We start from the raw sequence: 18,841 nt of genomic DNA, 5'->3' as shown, positions 1-18,841 counted from the left end.
CGTTACTTCCAGCCCTTGAGGATCTTGCGGAATTCGGCGCCGGCCGCCTTGGCCGCGTCCTCCGGGCTCGACGCTCCGGTGACCGCCTTGGTGTATTCGACCTTGAGCGGCTCGAAGAGGGATCCGTTCTCCGGGATCCAGGCGCGCTCGACGGCCTTGTCCACGGCCGGCTTGAAGAAGGTGACCATCTCGTTGGACTTGACGTCGGGCTGCTCGTAGGCGGCGATCCGGGTCGGGAGCAGGCTCAGCTCCTTGGCGGACTGGACCTGCACCTCCTGCGAGGTCATGTAGTCGACGAAGGCGTTCGCCGCGGCGATGTTCTTGGAGCCCGCGTAGACGGCGAGGTCGTGGCCGCCCTGCGGGGCGCCCGCCTTGACGGAGCCGGCCGGGACCGCGGCGATGCCGAGGTTGGCCTTGTCCTTGAACTGGTCGCCCGCGTAGGCGTCGGCCACGGCCCAGGGGCCGTTGATCATCATCGCGGCCTCGCCCGTCTTGAAGGCGGTCTGCATGTTGGTCCAGCCGTCGGTGGCGTTGGTGATCGCCGCACCCGAGGTGACCAGGTCGCGGGCGGCCTTGAAGGCCTTGACGCCCGCCGCGTTGTCGACGGTGACCGTCTTGGTCTTCGCGTCGACGAGGTCGCCGCCCTCTCCGTAGATGAGCGGGAGGAACCAGTAGGAGTCGTCGCCGCGCAGGTAGAGGCCGGCCTTGCCGGTCTTGGCCTTGATGGCCGCGGCGGCGGTCTTCACCTCTTCCAGCGTCTTGGGGGGCTGGACGCCGGCGTCGGCGAGCATCTTCTTGTTGTAGAAGAGGCCCATGGTGTCGATGACCTGCGGGACGGCGTAGGTCTTGCCCTCGTACTTGCCACTGGCCGCGGCCTGGGGCAGGAACTCGCCCTCGACCTTCTTGGCCGTGTCGGCCGGGACCTCGGCGAGGTAGCCGAGGGAGGCGAAGTCGGCGACCCAGCCCACGTCGGCGCGGATCACGTCGGGGGCCTCGGAGCCGCTGCTGAAGGCGTTCTTGACCTTGTTCTGCGCGTCGCCGTACGGGACGTTGACGTACTTGACGGTCACCTTGGGGTGCTTGGCGGTGAACGCCTCGGCGATCTTCTGGAAGGACGCCTTCTCGGCGTCGTTCGAGGTGTCCCACCACGTGACCGTGCCGGAGAGCTCCCCGTCGGCCTTGGCGCCGCTGCTGCCGCCGTCCTTGGTGTCACCGCCGCAAGCCGTCGCCGCGAGCGCCAGAGCCGCGACCAGCGCGGTGGCCGCTATGCCACGCCGCATATGAACTCCTTCGATGATCCCGGCCGCGCCTCGCGGTCCCGAGTTGCCGAGAACGTAACAAGCCTGAAAGCCGACCGAAAGACCTTGCGGGAACTTTCTGCAAGAAGAGGTGATCGTTACATCCGTGTGTCCGTACGGTTGCCGCAGCTTGCTGTTAGTTCGAACCCTCTTCGACTGTCCGGGCCCGCAACCAGGGGGTGCGTACACGCGTTGACCCGATATGACCCACGAGTTGACCGCCTCCCGGCTTGCAAGCGCTTCCAGCAACGCCACCGCGAGCGGCGGCTGGTGGCGCGATGCCGTCATCTACCAGGTGTACGTACGGTCCTTCGCGGACAGCGACGGCGACGGAATCGGGGACCTGCGCGGGGTCCGCGAGCACCTGCCCCACCTGGCCCGGCTCGGGGTCGACGCGGTGTGGCTGACCCCCTTCTACCTCTCCCCGCAGGCCGACGGCGGCTACGACGTCGCCGACTACCGGACCGTCGACCCGCTCTTCGGGGACCTCTCCGACGCCGACGACCTCATCCGCGCCGCCCACGCGCTGGGGCTGCGGGTCATCGTGGACGTGGTCCCGAACCACACCTCCGAGGAGCACGCCTGGTTCCGGGCGGCGCTGGCCGGGGAGCCGGGAGCCCGCGACCGCTACCACTTCCGGCCCGGCCGGGGGGCCGCCGGGGAGCTCCCGCCCAACGACTGGGAGTCGGTCTTCGGCGGGCCCGCCTGGAGCCGGACCCCGGACGGCGCCTGGTACCTGCACCTCTTCGCCCCCGAGCAGCCCGACCTGAACTGGGAGAACCCGGAGGTCGCCGAGGAGTTCTCCGCCGTCCTGCGGTTCTGGCTCGACCTCGGCGTCGACGGGTTCCGGGTGGACGTGGCGCACGGCATGGTCAAGGCCCCGGGCATGCCGGACATCGGCCGCGGCGCGCAGGCCACCCTGATCGGCACCGAGCCGCTCCCCTTCTTCGACCAGGACGGCGTCCACGAGATCCACCGCTCCTGGCGGCGGCTCCTCGATTCCTACGAGGTCCCGCGGATCGGGGTCGCCGAGGCCTGGGCGCCCACCTCCGAGCGGCTCGCGCTGTACGTCCGCCCCGACGAACTGCACCAGGCCTTCAATTTCCGCTTCCTGGAATGCCCGTGGGACACCCTCGCGCTGCGCACCGTCATCGACGAGTCCCTCGCCGCCACCGCCTCCGTCGGCGCCCCGACCACCTGGGTGCTGTCGAACCACGACGTCGTACGGCACCGCACCCGCTACGGCAGCCTGGCCCGGGCGCGGGCGGCCGCGCTGCTGATGCTGGCGCTGCCCGGTTCGGCGTACGTCTACCAGGGCGAGGAGCTCGGGCTCCCCGAGGTGACCGACCTCCCGGATGCCGCCCGCCGGGACCCGGCGTACCGCCGCGGGCGCCGGGAGCCGGACGTGAGGGCCGCGGCCGCCGGGGCCGGGGCCGCGCCCGGCGCCGCCTCCGAGGCAGCCGGGCAGGAGGGGCTGCGCGACGGGTGCCGGGTGCCGATCCCCTGGTCCGGGCAGGAGCCCCCGTACGACTTCGGGCCGGCCGGCAGCTGGCTCCCGCAGCCGGCCGGCTGGGGCGGGCTCAGCGTCGCCGCCCAGACGGGCGACCCCCACTCCACCCTGGAGCTCTACCGCGCCGCCCTGGAACTGCGCCACGCCCTGCCGGGCCTCGGGGCGCCGGAGGCCGGGGCCGACGCCTCCGGCGGAGCCACCGGCATGCAGTGGCTGCCCGCGCCCGAGGGGGTGCTGCTCTTCACCCGGCCCGGGTTCGTCTGCACCCTCAACACCCGGCCCTCCGCGGTCGAACTGCCCGCGCCCGGGCGCCCCGTCCTGTCCAGCGCCCCGGTGGAGACGGACGGCCGCACCGTCCGGCTTCCCCCGGATTCGTGCACGTGGTGGTCATTGTGAACGTCCGACCGGTACAGTCCAATCCCGTGACCGCACGGCTAGCCGACATCGCAGCCCAGGCGGGGGTCAGCGAAGCCACAGTCAGCCGCGTGCTCAACGGCAAGCCCGGTGTGGCCGCAGGCACCCGTGAATCCGTGCTGGCCGCCCTCGACGTGCTCGGCTACGAACGCCCCGTACGCCTGCGCCAGCGCAGCGCGGGGCTCGTCGGCCTGATAACCCCCGAGCTCGACAACCCCATCTTCCCGGCGCTCGCCCAGGTCATCGGCCAGGCGCTGACCCGGCAGGGCTACACCCCGGTGCTGGCCACGCAGACGCCCGGCGGGTCCACCGAGGACGAGCTCGTGGAGATGCTCGTCGAGCGCGGGGTCTCCGGGATCATCTTCGTCTCCGGGCTGCACGCGGACACCACGGCCGACATGGGCCGCTACGACCAACTCCGCGGGCAGGGCGTCCCGTACGTCCTCATCAACGGCTTCTCCGACAAGGTGCAGGCGCCGTTCGTCTCCCCCGACGACCGGGCCGCGATGCAGCTCGCGGTGACCCACCTGACCGCGCTCGGGCACACCCGGATCGGGCTGGCCGTCGGGCCCAAGCGGTTCGTGCCGGTGCTCCGCAAGATCGAGGGCTTCCGCCTCGGCATGAAGGAGCGGCTCGGGCTCGGCGAGGAGGAGGTCGAGGAGCTGATCCAGCACTCCCTCTACACGCTGGAGGGCGGCCAGGCCGCCGCGGCCGCGCTGATCTCGCGCGGCTGCACGGCGGTGGTGTGCGCGAGCGACATGATGGCGCTCGGCGCGATCCGGGCGGCCCGGCAGCAGGGGCTCAAGGTCCCCCAGGACGTCTCCGTCGTGGGCTTCGACGACTCCCCGCTCATAGCGTTCACGGATCCGCCGCTGACCACCATCCGCCAGCCCGTGCAGGCCATGGGCCAGGCCGCGGTACGGACCCTGCTGGAGGAGATCGGCGGTACGCCGGCCCCGCACAGCGAGTTCGTGTTCCTGCCCGAGCTCGTCGTCCGCGGTTCGACCGCTTCGGGCCCGCAGCAGGGCCGGTCCGCCGCGCGCCCCTGAGGCGCGCCCCTGCCGTTTCCCTTAGGGGCGTACGGCCTCTGCTCGTCCCGGAGGCGGAGGGGCTGCGGCCAAGACCGTCCCAAGGGATGATCGAAGGAGAGTCCGCATCTGGCAGACTCTTTTCCTATGGGTGAAGCGAGCGTGAAGACACTGGATACCCGGACGGACGTCTCGTCACCCCCCGTGACCGAGAGCAAGGACCGTCCGGAGTCGTCCGAGCGCGCACTGCTCTCCAGGCTGCGCGCCCCCCGGCGACCCCGGATCTGGTTCGAGGTCCTGCTGATCGCGGTCAGCTACTGGACGTACTCGCTGATCCGCAACGCCGTGCCCGAGCAGAAGGCGGCCGCGCTCGCGAACGCCGACTGGATCTGGAAGGCGGAGCAGGCGCTCGGCATCGCCGTGGAGGAGAAGGTCAACCACGCCGTCAATTCGGTGACCTGGCTCGTGGTGGGCATGAACTACTACTACGCCACGCTCCACTTCGTCATGACCATCGGCGTGCTGGTCTGGATCTACCGCTTTCATCCCGGGCGTTACGCGGCCACGCGGCTCGTCCTCTTCGCCACCACGGGCGTGGCCCTCGTCGGCTACTACTTCTACCCGCTCGCGCCGCCCCGGCTGATGAACGGGCAGAACTTCGTCGACACCGTGCTGGTCCACCACACCTGGGGCTCGATGGCCTCGGGCAACCTCAAGCACATGTCGAACCAGTACGCGGCCATGCCGTCCATGCACATAGGGTGGTCGCTCTGGTGCGGGCTGACGATCTTCGCGGTCGCCTCCGCTCCCTGGGCCCGGATCCTGGGCCTGCTCTACCCGACGGCGACACTGGTCGTGATCGTGGCCACCGCCAACCACTTCTGGCTCGACGCCGTCGGCGGCCTGCTCTGCCTGGCCTTCGGCTACGCCGTCTCCCGCGCCTGGTACGGATCCCTCCCGCACCGGCTGCCGCGCCGGCCCGAGGAGACCGGCCGCCACCCGGTGACGGCGGCCGTCCTGAACCATCCGGCGCTGGCCCGCTTCCAGCGCTGAGCGGGGCCCCTCTCACCCCTCCCTGTGGGTACACCCCTCTCTGTGGGTAATGCGGCCTCCCGACATGGTGAGCCGGACCGGCGCCCCGCCCAGCTCGTCCGCCGGAGCGTCCACCGGGTCCAGGCCGAAGGCGGTCAGGTCCGCCCGGAAGCCGGCCGCGATCCGGCCCGCCACCGCTCCCTCCCCCGCCGCGAGCGCGGCGTGCGAGGTCATGCCTTCCAGGGCCATCAGCCCGGTCAGGGCGGCCCCGGTCCAGGCCCCCGTACCGGCCGAGGCCGCGCCCCGCGGGTCGCGGGCGGTGGCCAGGACCTGGCGGGCGTCGTAGTGGGCGATGGGCCAGTCCGAGCCGAGGGCGAGGACCGCGCCGGCTTCGCGCAGGTCCCGGCAGCGCCAGGCGTGGCCGGCCCGCTCCTCCCCCAGCCGCTTGGACCACTCGTCGCTGTGGTCGGCCCGGGTGTACGCGGTGTGCGGCGGCTGCATCGAGGCGATCACCCCGAGCTCCGCGAACCGCTTCAGCTGGCCGTCCGGGACCGTCTCGATGTGCTCGATCCGGTGCCGCATCCGGCCCCGCAGGCCCAGGGACTCCACGGTGTCCAGGACGTGCCGGACCGCCGCGTCGCCGATGGCGTGGGTCGCGGTGCGCACCCCGGCGGCGTCGAGGACCCGTACGGCCTCGGCGTAGGCCTGCGGGTCGGGCCAGAAGGCCTCGGTGCCGCGGCCGTGGCAGTCGGCGTGTTCCAGCCAGGCGGTGCCGCCCTCGACGGTGCCGTCCATGAAGAACTTCACCCCGCCGACCTTCCAGTGGCGGCCCGTGAGCCGCTGGAGCTCGATCAGCTCCTCCAGGTCCTCGCCGGTGGCGCCGGGCATGCACCAGGGCGAGAGGTTCAGGCGCAGCGGCAGGTCGCCCTCGTACTCGGCGGTCGCGAGCAGGGCGGGTACGTCCCCGTCCCCGAGGTCCATGACGTGGGCGCCGGTCAGGCCGGTGGCGGCCATGTCCGAGAGCAGCCGGGTGAGGCGTTCGCGGCGTTCGGTGTACGTGGGCTTCGGCGCGAGCGAGCCGACCAGGGCCATGGCGGCGTGCTCGACGAGGTGGCCGGTGGGCCGCCCGTCGGGGTCGCAGACGATCTCGGAGCGCTGGGCGAAGGCGCGCGGTCCGGTGATCCCGGCGGCGGCCAGGGCCGCGCCGGAGGCGAGGGCGGAGTGGCCGTCGTAGAGGCGCAGGAAGGCGGGGGCTCCGGCGAGGGCCTCCTCGATCAGGGCCTTGTCGACGGGGCGGCCGCCGAAGGCGTTGTGGTCGAGGCCGAAGCCGGTGACCCAGCCGCCGGGGCCCCGGTCGGCGGTGCGCAGGGCGGCGCGGAGCTGGTCGAGGTCGGTGACGGCGGAGAGGTCGGTGCCGGTTGCCATCTCGATGCCCCAGACGGGGTGGCTGTGGGCGTCGGTGAGGCCGGGCGTGAGGGTGGCTCCGCCGAGGTCGACGGTCTCGGTGCCGGGTCCGCGCCAGTCGCGGACGTCGGCCTCGTCCCCGACGGCGACGATCTCGCCGCCGAGGACGGCCACCGCGCGGGCCTCGGGGCGGGCGGGGTCGAGGGTGCGGACGCGGGCTCCGGTGAGGACGGTGTCGGCAGCGGGCACGGCTCTGCTCCTTGTGGGGCGTCGGGCTGTCGGGCTGGTGTGGCGGGTCGGGCTGGTGTGGCTGTACGGGTGCTGCGGGCCATGCGGGCTATGCGGGCTATGCGGACGCTACGGGTGCCTGGGACTCCCCGTGCGCTGCGGGCGCTGCGGGTACTGCGGGTGCCGAAGGTGCCGCTGCCCCGGCCGGCTCCTCCGCGAAGCGGGCGTAGACCTCGGGGCGGCGGGTCTTCAGGCGCTGGGCGAGGGCGAGCCCCACGAGGAAGACGGCGGGGACGAGGGCCACGAGGAGGGTGTTGACGGTGGTGGAGGCCATGGTGAAGAGGGCCACCTTGGAGACGACCAGGCAGATCGCGACGGCCAGCAGCACCGCCGCGATGACGGGCGCGATCAGGGTCCGCCAGGGCCCCTCGTCGTGCCGGACGCGGCGGAAGTAGACGGGTACGGCGATGGCGGCGAGCAGCATCAGGGCCATGAGGCCGATCATGCCGGGAGTGTTCACCCAGAGCAGGAGCTGCTGGTACGGGTCGGCTCCGGCGAGGGCGAAGCCGAGGACGATGACGGCCCCGAGGGCGGTCTGCGCCGCGCCCGCGACGTACGGGGAGCCGTGGCGCGGGTGGATCCGTCCGAGGGCGGCGGGCAGGACGCCTTCCTCGGCGAGGGCGAGCGCGTACCGGTTGATGGCGTTGTGGAAGGCGAGCAGGGAGGCGATGACGCTGGTGACGATGAAGACGTGCATCAGGTCGGCCGCCCAGGGGCCCACGTAGGTGGTGATGGCGGTGAAGAAGAGGCCGGCGGGGTCGTCGGCGGCCGCGGCGAGGACTTCCTCGGATCCGAAGGCCTGGATGACGGTCCAGACGACGAAGGCGTAGAAGAGGCCGAGGAAGGCGACGGCGATGTAGGTGGCGCGCGGGATGGTCCGGTCGGGGTCGCGGGCCTCGCGGCGGTAGATGACGGTGGACTCGAAGCCGGTGAACGCGGCGAACGCGAAGGCCAGGACGGCGGCGGTGCCGGGGACGAGCACCGCGCCGGGGGCGAAGGAACCGAGGGAGAGGCCGTGGGCGCCGCCCTCCAGCAGGACGCCGCCCGCGAGCAGGACGAGGATCCCGGTCTCGGCGACGAGCAGGACGCCGAGCAGTTTCGCGCCGAAGTCGATGGAGCGGAAGCCGCCGTACCAGACGAGGAGGAGGCCGGCGAGGGAGACGGGCAGCCAGGGGATGTCCAGGCCCGCGAGGGCCCGCCCGGTGTCGGCGGTGGTGGTGCCGAGGAGCCCGTAAACGCCGATCTCCATGCCGTTGTAGCCGATGAGCGCGAGCAGGGCGGCGCCGATGCCGACGCGCTTGCCGAGGCCGCGGGCGATGTAGGCGTAGAAGGCGCCGCCGCTGCGGACGTGGCGGCTCATGGTGGTGAAGCCGACGGCGAAGACGGCGAGGGTGAGGCCGGCGAGGAGGTAGCCGGCGGGGGCGCCGATGCCGCCGAGGAGGATCGCGACGGGGGCGACGCCGGCCATGACGGTGAGCGGGGCGGCGGCGGAGACGACGAAGAAGGAGATGTCGGCGGTACCGAGCGCGCCGCGGCGCAGGTCGGTGTTCGTTCTTGGCGGCTCGGGCGTTTCGGGCATGCGGGAGCACCCTTCTGCGAACGGCGGGCGGCGGGGAGCCGAAAACCTAAAGGCTTTCGGTTTGCGGCAATGTAGCCTCCGGTTTTGACGTACGGGAAGACCTGACGGCGGGAGAAATACGATGGCGCGGCCGCGCACTCCACTGCTCGACCGGGAGCGGATCGGCGCTGCCGGCCTGCAACTGCTGGCCGAGCAAGGCGAGTTCAGCGTCCCTCAGATCGCCCGGGCGCTCGGGGTGCAGACCGGGTCGCTGTATCACCATGTGGACGGCCGGGCCGGGGTGATCGAGCTGATCCGCGAGCGGGTGTGCGCCGGGATCGACGGCGGCACGCTGTCCTCCCTGGAGCCCTGGGACCGGTCGCTGGAGGCCTGGGCCCGCTCGTACCGGGCCGCCTTCGCCGCCTATCCGCGGGCCATCCCGCTGCTGATGACGACCCCGGTACGGGCGCCCGCAGTGCTCGCGCAGTACGAACGGGCGGTCGCCCTCCTGCTCCGGGCCGGCTTCGCCGCGGAGCAGGTGATGCCGCTGCTCACGGGCCTGGAGAACCTGGTCCTGGGCTCGGCCCTGGACCTCGCGGCCCCGGACGCCATGTGGGAGCCGACCCCGGGCACCCCGCTGCTCGCCCGCGCCCTGGCCGCGCAGGGCCCGGGCCGCGCGGAGGCCGCCTTCGAAGTGGGCTTGACGGCGTTCCTGGCGTACGCGAGGGGGCTGCGCGACGGGGCCGCCGTGACCGGCCCGTGCACGCCCTGAGCTTGAGCAAGTACCCCCGGCCCAGGTGAGTACGCGTACTCACGCGCCGGGCTCGGCGTGATCACAGACTGGGCGCATGACCCGAACCCATGGCTCCACCAGCACGTTCGCCCGCTCCGCGCGCCGGCCGCGGCTCACCCTGGCCCTGACGGCCCTCGCCGTGCTGGCACTCGGCGCGTGCGGCACCGCGAAGGCGACCGGCGGCGGCGAGCCCGCCGCCCCGGCCGCGCCGGCAGCTGCCGCGAAGCCCATGGGAAGCCTGTCCTCTCCGGCCCTCGCGGAGATACAGGCACACATCGCGCAATCCTGCCCGGCTCCGGGCACCCTCCAGGGGGGACCGCCGAGCCCGCAGCCGGCACCGCCCGGCGCGGAGTCGCAGGACACGGGGGTCACGCCGATCGCGCCCACGGCGGGCCCCATGGTGGAGTTGGACACCCGCGACTGGTGCGCGGGCGTCAGCCACGAGCAGCAGGTCTACCTGGCCGTCGAAAAGATCGCGGAGCCCACCGCGGCCAAGGTCAGGGCGGCCCTGAACGCCGCCGGCTATCCCGACGAGCGCATCCACGACCTCAAGCAGTCCGGCGCGACCACGCAGTTCTCGCTCGACCTCCGCGAGAACGGCGGACGGCTCTGCGTGGAGGCTTCGGTGGGCGGCGGCGAGGAGCCCGTCACGGACAAGTGCGTGGCCCCCGCGACCGGCCCGTTCACGGCCAGGGGCACGGAGTACTGACCACCGGAGCCGCGGACACGCGCCGCTCGCCCGGCGGCGGGACAATGGTGGCGACGAGGGAAGGACACATCTGCGTCGCGGAGAGGCGGGACCTCGTGGTGGAGTACATAGCCGTGACCGCCCTGAGTCATGTCGGGCTGGTCCGCGAGCACAACGAGGACAGCCTGGTCGTCGGGCCCTGGACGCTGTGCGGGACCACGACCCGGAGCCCGCAGACGCTCCTCTTCCCCCTCGGCAGACCGCTCGTCGTCGCCGTGGCCGACGGGCTCGGCGGGCAGCCGGCCGGCGAGGTCGCCAGCGAGCTGGTCGTCCGCGAACTCGCGCTGCTCGGCCCCACGCTGGACGGCGCCGAGGCCATCGAGGACGCGCTGAACCTCTGCAACCGTGCGGTGCACTCCGCCACCGACGGCCGTCCGGAGCTGACCGCCATGGGGACCACGGTCGCCGGCACCCTGGTCCTGCCGGAGTCGCTGCTGTCGTTCAACGTCGGCGACAGCAAGGTGTTCCAGGCGGCCGATAGCGGGCTGCGCCAGGTCAGCGTGGACGACAGCCCGCCGCCGCTGCCCGGGCACCGCACCACGTCGGCCGTCACGCAGACCCTCGGCGGGAGCCGCGCCGAGCACGTCCTCACCCCGCACGTGGCGGCCTTCCCGCTGTCCCCGGGTGACCGCTACCTGGTGTGCACCGACGGACTGACCGACCCGGTGCCCGAAGAGGCCATCGACGAGGTGCTGCGGACGCACGACGACGGCAAGGCCGCGTTCGAGCTGTGGAGGGCCGCCATCGAGGCCGGGGGCCCCGACAACATCTCGCTCGCGCTGGTACGCATCGGCGCGTGAGGTCGCGCTACGCGAGGTCCCGCTACTTCAGGGCCGCCTCCAGCCGCTTCGACTCGTCGTACGCCTCGCGCGCCCGCTGCACGTCTTCCATGCGCACACCCGTCCAGTGGGCGAGGGCGCGGACCCGCTCGGCGGCCTCGCGGCCCAGCGGGGTGAGCGAGTAGTCGACGCGGGGCGGGATGACGGGCTTGGCGTCGCGGTGCACGAAGCCGTCGCGCTCCAGCGTCTGGAGGGTCTGGGTCAGCATCTTCTCGCTGACCTTGGCGACCGCCGCGATCCCCCGGCGCAGTTCGCTGAACCGGTACGAGCGGTCGAGCAGGGCGTCCAGCACGAGGACGCCCCAGCGGCTGGTGACGTGCTCCAGGACGAGCCGCTGCGGGCACATGCCCTCGACCATGGTCCACTTCTCACTTACTCCCATGCCGGTACCTTACTTCAAAGTGGGTACTGTCGTTTGGTTAGCGCCCGCCGTACGGTGAGTGCACAGCCCGGAAACGGGGAACAAGGTCCAGACCCAGGAGTGAATCCGCCATGAGCATCGTCGTCACCGGAGCCACCGGAGCCCTCGGCCGTCTCGTCATCGACGAGCTGCTCGCCCAGGGCGTCCCCGCCGCCGGGATCGCCGCCGTCGTCCGCGACAAGGAGAAGGCCGCCCCGCTCGCCGCGCTGGGTGTCGAACTGCGCATCGCCGACTACAGCGCGCCCGAGACCCTCGCCGGGGCCTTCCGCTCCGGCGACCGCGTCCTGATGATCTCCGGGAGCGAGGTCGGACGGCGGGTGCCCCAGCACTCCGCCGCGATCGACGCGGCGAAGGCGGCCGGGGTGGCGCAGTTCGCGTACACCGGCATCCTGGGCGGGCCCGACGCGGACTTCGACCTGGCCGCCGAGCACCGGGCGACCGAGGAGCTGATCCTCGCCTCGGGCCTGCCGTACACCTTCCTGCGCAACGGCTGGTACACCGAGAACCACACCGGCAACCTGGCTCCGGTGCTCGCGCACGGAGCGGTCCTCTCCAACGCGGGCGAGGGCCGGGTGGCCTCGGCGGCGCGGGCCGACTACGCGGCGGCGGCCGCGGCCGTGCTGACCGGGGAAGGGCACCTCGACGCGGCGTACGAGCTGAGCGGCGACACGGCCTGGTCCTTCACGGAGTACGCGGCGGCGGTGGCGGAGGCCTCCGGGCAGGAGATCGCGTACCACGCCCTGACTCCCGAGGCCCACCTCTCCGTCCTGACCGGTGCGGGGGTCCCCGCCCCCTTCGCCGAGATCCTGGTCGACGTGGACCTGGCCGTCGAGCGCGGCCGCCTGGCCGGCACCTCCGGCGACCTCGCCCGGCTGATCGGCCGCCCCACGACGCCGCTGGCGGTGACGGTCGCGGAGGCCGTGGCCTCGGCGCGCAGCGCGGGCTGAGGAAACTCGCGAGACGCAACGAATCGGCTCGCGTTATCCTGCCCCCATGGGTTTGTACTCGTACTACTTCTTCCGCTGATCAGCGGCTCGGACGCGGCGTGAGGGCATGCACATTGCCCCTCCGCCGCGTGTCCGCGCTGCCCGCGCCCAGAAGGAGAAGTGGAAGAAGAACGAGTACCCCGAGGGGATCCCCCATGCGCCCGCGCGCCCATCACCCGTCCCAGTCCCAGTCCCAGCTGACGCTGTCCGGAGTCACCAAGGCCTACGGCGACCGGGTCGTGCTCGACCAGGTGTCGCTGACCGTACGGCCCGGCGAGAAGGCCGCCGTCATCGGCGAGAACGGCTCCGGCAAGTCCACCTTGCTCCGGCTGCTCGCCGGGGCCGAGGAGCCGGACGGCGGCGAGGTCACCACCGTCTTCCCCGGCGGCACCGGACACCTCGCCCAGACCCTCGACCTCGCGCCCGGGCTGACCGTCCAGGACGCCGTCGACCTCGCCCTCGCCGGCCTGCGGGAGCTGGCGGCCCGCATCAGCGCCGCCGAGACCGCCCTCGGCGGCGCCGGCGGCGAGCCCGATCCCGCGCTCCTCGACGCGTACGGCGAACTCCTGACCGCCTACGAGGAACGCGGCGGCTACCAGGCCGACGCCCGCACCGACGCCGCGCTGCACGGGCTCGGCCTCGGGCACGTCACCCGGGACCGCACCCTCGGCTCGCTCTCCGGCGGCGAGTGTTCCCGGCTCGCGCTGGCCTGCGTACTGGCCGCCGCGCCCGAACTCCTGCTCCTGGACGAGCCGACCAACCACCTGGACCGGCGGGCCGTCGACTGGCTCGCGGAGCGGCTGCGCGCCCACCGGGGCACGCTCGTCGTCGTCACCCACGACCGGGACTTCCTGGAGCGGATCACCAGCACGGTCCTGGAGGTCGACCGGGACCTGTGCACGGTCGTGCGGTACGGGGACGGCTGGGCGGGATACCTCGCGGCGAAGGCCGCCGCGCGCGCCCGCTGGGCGCAGCGGTACGCGGAGTGGCGGGGGGATCTGGCGCGCACCGAGGCCCTGGTCGCGGCGTCGGGCCGGCGGCTCGACCGCACCGGCAGGGACCCCGGGCAGGGCTTCGGGAAGCACCGCCGCTCCTCGGAAGCCAAGCTGTCCGGGCAGGTCAGGGCCGCCCGGACGCACCTCGAACGGCTGCACGCGGAGCCGGTGGCGCCGCCGCCGGTGCCGCTGCGCTTCGGCGCCGGGATCGCGGCCCCCGAAACCATCCCCGGAACCGCCCACGAGGCCGCCCCCGAAGGGCCGTTGCTCGAACTCTCCGGGATCCGGGTCGGCGACCGGCTCCACCTCCCCGCCCTCACCGTGCGGCCGGGGCAGCGGCTGCTGGTCTCGGGCCCGAACGGAGCCGGGAAGACCACCCTCCTACGGGTCCTGGCCGGCGACCTGGCCCCGGACGCGGGCACGGTGCGCCGCGCGGAGCACGTCCGACTCGGCTATCTGGCACAGGAGTTGCCTCACTCCCCCGTCCGGCTCCCACTGCTCGCCGCGTTCGCGGCGGGGCTCCCCGGGCTGCCCGAGGAGCACGCGCAGGAGCTGCTGACGCTCGGGCTGTTCCGTGAGGAGGACCTGCCGGTACCGGTCGCGGCGCTGTCCGCCGGGCAGCGGCAGCGCCTCGAACTGGCCCGCCTGGTGACCCGGCCCGCCGACGTCCTCGTGCTGGACGAGCCGACCAACCACGTGTCCCTCGCGCTGGTCGAGGAGGTGGAGCAGGCACTCGCCGGCTACCCGGGAGCGGTGGTCGCGGTCTCCCACGACCCCCGCTTCCGCGCCGCGTTCGCCGGTGACCGGCTGGAACTGCGGGACGGGACGCCGCAGCCGGTCAGCTGACCGGGTCAGCCCGCCGCGTACCGCACGAAACCGGCCCACGCGGCGGGCGCCACGGCCAGGTGATCGCGGCTGAGTCCGCGCCGTTCGGGCCTGAAGGTCACTCAGCGAGGGTGAGCGAACGAAGGTCAGCGTCAAGCATGCGGATCAACTCACCAACCCGTCCGCCGCCACTCGGCGCCGCCGGGAAGCGTTTGAGCACGTCAACGACGACCGGTGTCGCACGACGCACCGTCTGCTCAAGGTTTTCGGAACCAACGCTCAGATCGTCGCCGGCGACGAGTTCGGCCGCTCTGGCCGCGTGAGCGCCGGCTCCGAGAATGTGCTTGACCTGGGTTGCCTTGGCCAGCGGATGCAGGTAGGCGGAGCCTGCCGCAGACATCGCCGCCCACGCCGCCTCACGCGCAGCCGCAGTGTCCGCGCCCTTGGCCGCCTTGAGGGCTGCCCACGCCGTGTCGCGCAGAGATCTCCCGCGTTCGCCGCCCCGAGCGAACTCCCACGCGGCGCTGACAGCGTCTCGAGGCCGCAAGTCGTCCGGCTGATCGGCCTCGAATATCTCGAGCACCGCCTCCGCACACGCCGCAGTGAACGCGGCGACCTCGCGAAGGTCCTGCGTGCTCAGAACGATCTCGCTCGCGTCCCCTGTCATGGTTCCATCTTCCACGATTGCACTGGACAGCTGGACAGCTGGACAGCTCGATGAGGGACTGCCGGGCGGACACTCGGACCGACACCGCCGACGGGCCTTAGGAGATCTTCGTGTAGTCCCAGATCGGCTCGGTGCCGATGGCGGTCCGGTTGCCGAAGCCGCCGGCGCCGTTGCCCGGGTTCAGCCACGGCCGTCCCGCCGTGTCGCGGGAGAGGAGGTCGGCCTTGCCGTCGCCGTTCAGGTCCCCGGCGCCGACGACGTCCTTGTAGCTGCCGCCCCAGTCCTTGAAGACCAGGACGCGGCTCTTGAAGACGCCGGTGCCGGTGCCGTTTCCGGTGCCGTTGTAGCGCCACAGCTCGCCGGAGGCGTCGAGGCCGAGCAGGTCGGCCTTGCCGTCACCGGTGAGGTCACCCGCACCGATGATCTTCTTGTACCCGTTCCAGCCCGTGCCGACCTTGACCCGCGCCGCGAAGCCGCCCGCGCCGTTGTCGGCGTAGAGGTAGAGGCTGCCGGTGGCGGCATCGCGGGCCAGCAGGTCGGTGCGGCCGTCACCGGTGAGGTCCCCGGGAGCGGAGAAGGAGTTGTAGGCCTTCCAGTCCGAGGCGATCTTCTTGTAGGCCGATCCGGGCGACGGGAGTCCGCCGCACACCGGGGTGTACATGCGGGCCTCGCCGCCCGGCAGGCGGACGAACACGTCGTTGCAGCGGTCGCCGTTCAGGTCCCCGAAGGGCAGCACCTCGGCGGCCGGGTCCCAGCCGGGCACCGTGAACGGGGCCGCGGTGAGACCGGCGCCCGAGTAGGCCTTGAGGTTGCCCGCGGTCGAGAGCCCGAGGACGTCGGACTTGCCGTCGCCCGTGATGTCGCGCCGTACGGGGAGCTTGCGCGTGGTGGTGGTCGCGAGGTAGCCGACCGTGTGGTACACGCCGTCGGCGTCCTGCTCGTTCTGACCGAACGCCACGAGCGGCCGACCCTGACCGTCGACGGTCATCTCGAAGTTCCAGTTGTGCGCCTCGCTGAGCAGCGTGGGGGCCGACCAGGTGCCGCCCGCGTACGTGGACGCCCAGGCGCGGTCACGCCCGTCGCTGACCCGGGTCCAGACGGCTGCCACGGTGCCGTTGGCGGCCAGCACACTGTGCACCGTGTGGTAGACGGCGCGGGGGGACGGGAAACGCTGCTCTGCCGCCCAGGTGCCCTTGGCCTCCGAGCGCACGCTGTACCAGGGCACGCGGTTCGAACCCACCAGGACGACATCGCCGTTCGGCAGAATCATCGGTGCGTTGATGCGGTAGGCGGTCCCGGTGCCTACGAGCTCGGCGGGGCTCCAGGACGTGGTGCCGGCCGCCCGCCGCGCGTAGGACAGTGCGACGTCCGGCGACTGTGCGCTCTCCGCCCGGCCGTTCCACACCATGTGGAACCCGCCCTTGGGGTGTGCGAAGAGCTGCAGGTCGTGGGGCGAGCCTGCCAGGGCGAGACCACGCGGCGCGCCCCACTGCGCGGCGCCGGCGGCCTTCTCCATGGTCTGGTACTGGCGTGCTTCCCCCCACACGAGCACGCCGCCCCAGGACACCAGCGCCGTACCGTCGTTGGCGACGGCGAGGGACACCTCTCCGGCGTCACGGGGCTGGGCGGCGGTGGCCAGGACGGCCGGAGCCGACCAGGCTCCCTGGGCCGTCCGCTCGGAGGCGTAGACCTTGCCGGACGCGTACCAGGCGGCGACGACGTGTCCCGAGACGCTGCCCGCGACGCGGGCTTCGTAGGACCCGATGAAGTGCTGCGCTGCCGAGAACTCGGTGGCGCCCGGTGCGAGCATCGCGGTCCAGGCCTTCGTGTCCGTATTCAGGTTCCCGTCCCGCCACATCAGTTGGACGGAGCCGTCGGGCAGTGCGGTGAGGTGTACGGCGCTGGTGTCCAACAGCTTGAAGCCCGTCGGGAGCCAGCCCGTCGCCCCCGCGGGACGCCGCAGGACCGTATCGCCCGACACCGCCAGCACGGTGCCGTTCTTGGCCGTCACCATGCTCTTGATCGGCTGGTCCAGCCGGGTGGGCTTGGCCCACGGACCGAGCTGCACCGGGGCGGCGGTGGTGGCGGTGGCGGACGCGTCCTGGGCGGGGCCCTGCGCGGCCGAGGCCGCCGTCGGCGCGGCGAGCGCGAGCGCGAGGACAGGAGTGAGCGCGACGCCGAGCGTCGTGCGGGCATGCAGAGTCATATGGAAAGGCCCCCCCGGGCATGAGATGCATGAGATGCATGCAAGTACGCGCGCAGCGTATATCAGGCCATGATCACGGACGAGGGCGCCCGTTTCGGCCGTCAACGGCCGCTGGGGGGTGCGGGGATCGGTTGGATCCACAGGGCAACCATCGGGGCTCGTGGCGAGTCGGATATCCGGAAGTCATGCACGTGTCTGAGGGGGACCCTGTTTTGAGAAGGTTTACGGCAGCGCTGACCACGGCGCTCGCCCTCGCAGCCACTTCGGTGGCCGTTGCACCCACGGCACACGCCGCTCCTTACATGGAGTCACATACGACGACGACCATCAAGGACGGGAAGGTCTACGTGACCTTCCACGACTGGGACAACATGCGCCCAGAGGACGTCCAGATCCGGATCCGGCGCTGGGGTTCGAACGAGGTGGTCGCCACGGTCGGTATCGCCGGTGCCCGTGACCGGGACTTGTGCGCGCCCTCGAGCTGCGACGGCGGGCGGTTCCTGTCCGATCCGGTGGTGCTCCCCGAGGTACGCGGCTACACCACGGACGTGGTGTACCGGGAAGGCCTCCCGGACGAGCGCATCGGCTATGACAGGGGGGATCTGAGCTACGGGCTCAACCCTCGCCTGGCTCTCACCACGAACTACCCGACGGACTCCTGGGAGCACCCGCAACAGATCATCGGGAGCCTGACGGCCGAGGACCCGGTGACCCACGAGGTCAAGCCGATGCCCGAGGGCACGGCCTGGTACCACCACTACAGCTACATGCCTCAGCGGGCGGATGGGCAGGGCCGGTTCACACATCGCCCCGACTTCGGCGAGGGCACCGAGTTCTCGCGCACCTATAGGTTCGAGGGCCCCGAACAGTCGATCACGGTGAAGCGCCTGCGACACGATCTGAAGCTGACGGTCGACGGCGGCAGCACGATCACCGCCCCGGCCGGGAGCGACATCCCCGTCCGCGGCACGGTCCGCGCCACCAGCGAGTCCGGTGTGGACAAGCCCGTGGACGACCACTACGTCCAGGCGGACAACCAGGTCAGGACGTCCACCGCGAAGGACGGCAGCTTCGCGTTCATGCAGAACGTCGGGCGCAACACGTCGTTGACGGTCGGCCCGCAGTGGAACTACTGGTTCAACAACGAGGCCCAGAAGAAGTTCACCCTGCACCTCGTGCCGACCAAGTTCGTGTCGCTGAAGGCTGCCGTGGACAAGTACCGCAAGGTCACGATCACCGGTAAGCCCGAGGTGGCCGAGGGTTCGTACCCGACGGGGACGACTGCTCCGATGGCGGTCCAGTACTCCTCCGACGGGCAGACGTGGAAGACGGTCGACTCCTTCACCGGCCGGTACGGCCAGGCCTTCTCACGGACGCCGCAGCAGCGGGCCCCGCTCACCGGCACCGGCTACTGGCGGGTGCGCGTGACCAAGGCCGCCCAGAACAGCCCCACGCTCAAGACCACCCGCAAGGCCACGCAGCTCTCCAACGACGACCTCACCCCCGAGGGCGTCAAGGCCGGCACGCAGATCACCGCGAAGGGCGGCCTGCGCCAGCAGTCCGGCACGTCGTGGAAGGCCTTCGCGGGCCAGAAGGTCCGGGTCTACTTCAAGGCCTCGGCCAAGGGCTCGGCCTGGGAGGCGATCGCGAGCACCACCACCAGGACCGACGGCACCTTCAGCACGAAGGTCACCGCCCGCCAGGACGGCACCTGGCAGATCCGGTACACCGACACCCCCGCCACCCACTACGCGGTCTACGGCCGCCAGGACTACGTAGACGTCCGCTGAACGGACTGACCGCGTGAGGCGCCCCGGCAGCAGCGGACA

Annotated in this window: 15 protein-coding genes; 9 read left to right on the top strand and 6 right to left on the bottom strand. The window is 72.1% G+C overall.

Going from position 1 to position 18,841, the window contains the following annotated elements; genetic code table 11:
- Positions 1 to 2 precede the first annotated feature (2 nt).
- Entirely contained in the window at positions 3 to 1,280 is a 1,278-nt protein-coding gene (locus MTF69_RS01180; RefSeq protein WP_243329729.1) for an extracellular solute-binding protein, read from the bottom strand.
- Positions 1,281 to 1,500: 220 nt separating this feature from the next.
- On the opposite strand from MTF69_RS01180, the gene MTF69_RS01175 reads away from it, so the two are divergent.
- The 3 genes from MTF69_RS01175 (at position 1,501) to MTF69_RS01165 (ending at position 5,303) form a co-directional block, all read left to right on the top strand.
- Positions 1,501 to 3,204 carry a glycoside hydrolase family 13 protein gene (locus MTF69_RS01175; RefSeq protein ID WP_243329728.1) on the top strand — a complete coding sequence of 568 codons (1,704 nt, stop codon included), beginning with the start codon at positions 1,501 to 1,503 and terminating at the stop codon, positions 3,202 to 3,204.
- A gap of 26 nt (positions 3,205 to 3,230) precedes the next feature.
- Positions 3,231 to 4,271 carry a LacI family DNA-binding transcriptional regulator gene (locus tag MTF69_RS01170; protein ID WP_243329726.1) on the top strand — a complete coding sequence of 347 codons (1,041 nt, stop codon included), beginning with the start codon at positions 3,231 to 3,233 and terminating at the stop codon, positions 4,269 to 4,271.
- A gap of 126 nt (positions 4,272 to 4,397) precedes the next feature.
- Positions 4,398 to 5,303 (top strand): phosphatase PAP2 family protein, encoded by a 906-nt coding sequence (locus MTF69_RS01165; protein WP_243329725.1) that lies wholly within the window; start codon positions 4,398 to 4,400, stop codon positions 5,301 to 5,303.
- A gap of 12 nt (positions 5,304 to 5,315) precedes the next feature.
- On the opposite strand, the gene MTF69_RS01160 is transcribed toward MTF69_RS01165, so the two are convergent.
- Together MTF69_RS01160 and MTF69_RS01155 are read right to left on the bottom strand one after the other, a co-directional pair.
- Positions 5,316 to 6,935, bottom strand: a complete 1,620-nt coding sequence (locus tag MTF69_RS01160) for an amidohydrolase (RefSeq protein WP_243329723.1) — start codon at positions 6,933 to 6,935, stop codon at positions 5,316 to 5,318.
- A gap of 97 nt (positions 6,936 to 7,032) precedes the next feature.
- Positions 7,033 to 8,553 carry an APC family permease gene (locus MTF69_RS01155; protein WP_243329722.1) on the bottom strand — a complete coding sequence of 507 codons (1,521 nt, stop codon included), beginning with the start codon at positions 8,551 to 8,553 and terminating at the stop codon, positions 7,033 to 7,035.
- A gap of 121 nt (positions 8,554 to 8,674) precedes the next feature.
- Here MTF69_RS01155 and MTF69_RS01150 point away from each other — a divergent pair, with 121 nt between their 5' ends.
- From MTF69_RS01150 to MTF69_RS01140, 3 genes are all read left to right on the top strand, one after another.
- Positions 8,675 to 9,304, top strand: coding sequence for a TetR/AcrR family transcriptional regulator (locus tag MTF69_RS01150; protein WP_243329720.1), 630 nt, complete (start codon positions 8,675 to 8,677; stop codon positions 9,302 to 9,304).
- Between the two features lie 76 nt (positions 9,305 to 9,380).
- Positions 9,381 to 10,034, top strand: coding sequence for a hypothetical protein (locus MTF69_RS01145; protein WP_243329718.1), 654 nt, complete (start codon positions 9,381 to 9,383; stop codon positions 10,032 to 10,034).
- Positions 10,035 to 10,132: 98 nt separating this feature from the next.
- Complete coding sequence (locus MTF69_RS01140; protein ID WP_243330425.1) at positions 10,133 to 10,873, top strand: PP2C family serine/threonine-protein phosphatase; 741 nt, start codon at positions 10,133 to 10,135, stop codon at positions 10,871 to 10,873.
- Between the two features lie 22 nt (positions 10,874 to 10,895).
- Here MTF69_RS01140 and MTF69_RS01135 read toward each other — a convergent pair whose 3' ends face one another.
- Positions 10,896 to 11,294, bottom strand: coding sequence for a helix-turn-helix domain-containing protein (locus MTF69_RS01135; RefSeq protein WP_243329716.1), 399 nt, complete (start codon positions 11,292 to 11,294; stop codon positions 10,896 to 10,898).
- A gap of 110 nt (positions 11,295 to 11,404) precedes the next feature.
- Between MTF69_RS01135 and MTF69_RS01130 the strand changes: the two genes are divergently transcribed.
- The gene (locus MTF69_RS01130) at positions 11,405 to 12,280 is read left to right on the top strand and encodes an NAD(P)H-binding protein (RefSeq protein WP_243329715.1); all 876 of its coding nucleotides are present in this window, start codon (positions 11,405 to 11,407) and stop codon (positions 12,278 to 12,280) included.
- 194 nt (positions 12,281 to 12,474) lie between these two features.
- The gene (gene abc-f, locus MTF69_RS01125) at positions 12,475 to 14,160 is read left to right on the top strand and encodes a ribosomal protection-like ABC-F family protein (RefSeq protein ID WP_243329703.1); all 1,686 of its coding nucleotides are present in this window, start codon (positions 12,475 to 12,477) and stop codon (positions 14,158 to 14,160) included.
- Positions 14,161 to 14,257: 97 nt separating this feature from the next.
- Here abc-f and MTF69_RS01120 read toward each other — a convergent pair whose 3' ends face one another.
- Together MTF69_RS01120 and MTF69_RS01115 are read right to left on the bottom strand one after the other, a co-directional pair.
- Positions 14,258 to 14,806, bottom strand: a complete 549-nt coding sequence (locus MTF69_RS01120) for a putative immunity protein (RefSeq protein ID WP_243329701.1) — start codon at positions 14,804 to 14,806, stop codon at positions 14,258 to 14,260.
- 97 nt (positions 14,807 to 14,903) lie between these two features.
- Complete coding sequence (locus MTF69_RS01115; RefSeq protein WP_243329700.1) at positions 14,904 to 17,012, bottom strand: VCBS repeat-containing protein; 2,109 nt, start codon at positions 17,010 to 17,012, stop codon at positions 14,904 to 14,906.
- 302 nt (positions 17,013 to 17,314) lie between these two features.
- On the opposite strand from MTF69_RS01115, the gene MTF69_RS01110 reads away from it, so the two are divergent.
- The gene (locus tag MTF69_RS01110; RefSeq protein ID WP_243329698.1) at positions 17,315 to 18,802 is read left to right on the top strand and encodes a hypothetical protein; all 1,488 of its coding nucleotides are present in this window, start codon (positions 17,315 to 17,317) and stop codon (positions 18,800 to 18,802) included.
- Positions 18,803 to 18,841: the final 39 nt, after the last annotated feature.

Origin of the sequence: Streptomyces sp. AP-93, from assembly GCF_022808175.1 — a bacterium.
Lineage (GTDB): Bacteria > Actinomycetota > Actinomycetes > Streptomycetales > Streptomycetaceae > Streptomyces.
Note: the sequence above shows the minus strand (reverse complement) of the source record. Positions and strands in the feature narration are given on the sequence as shown.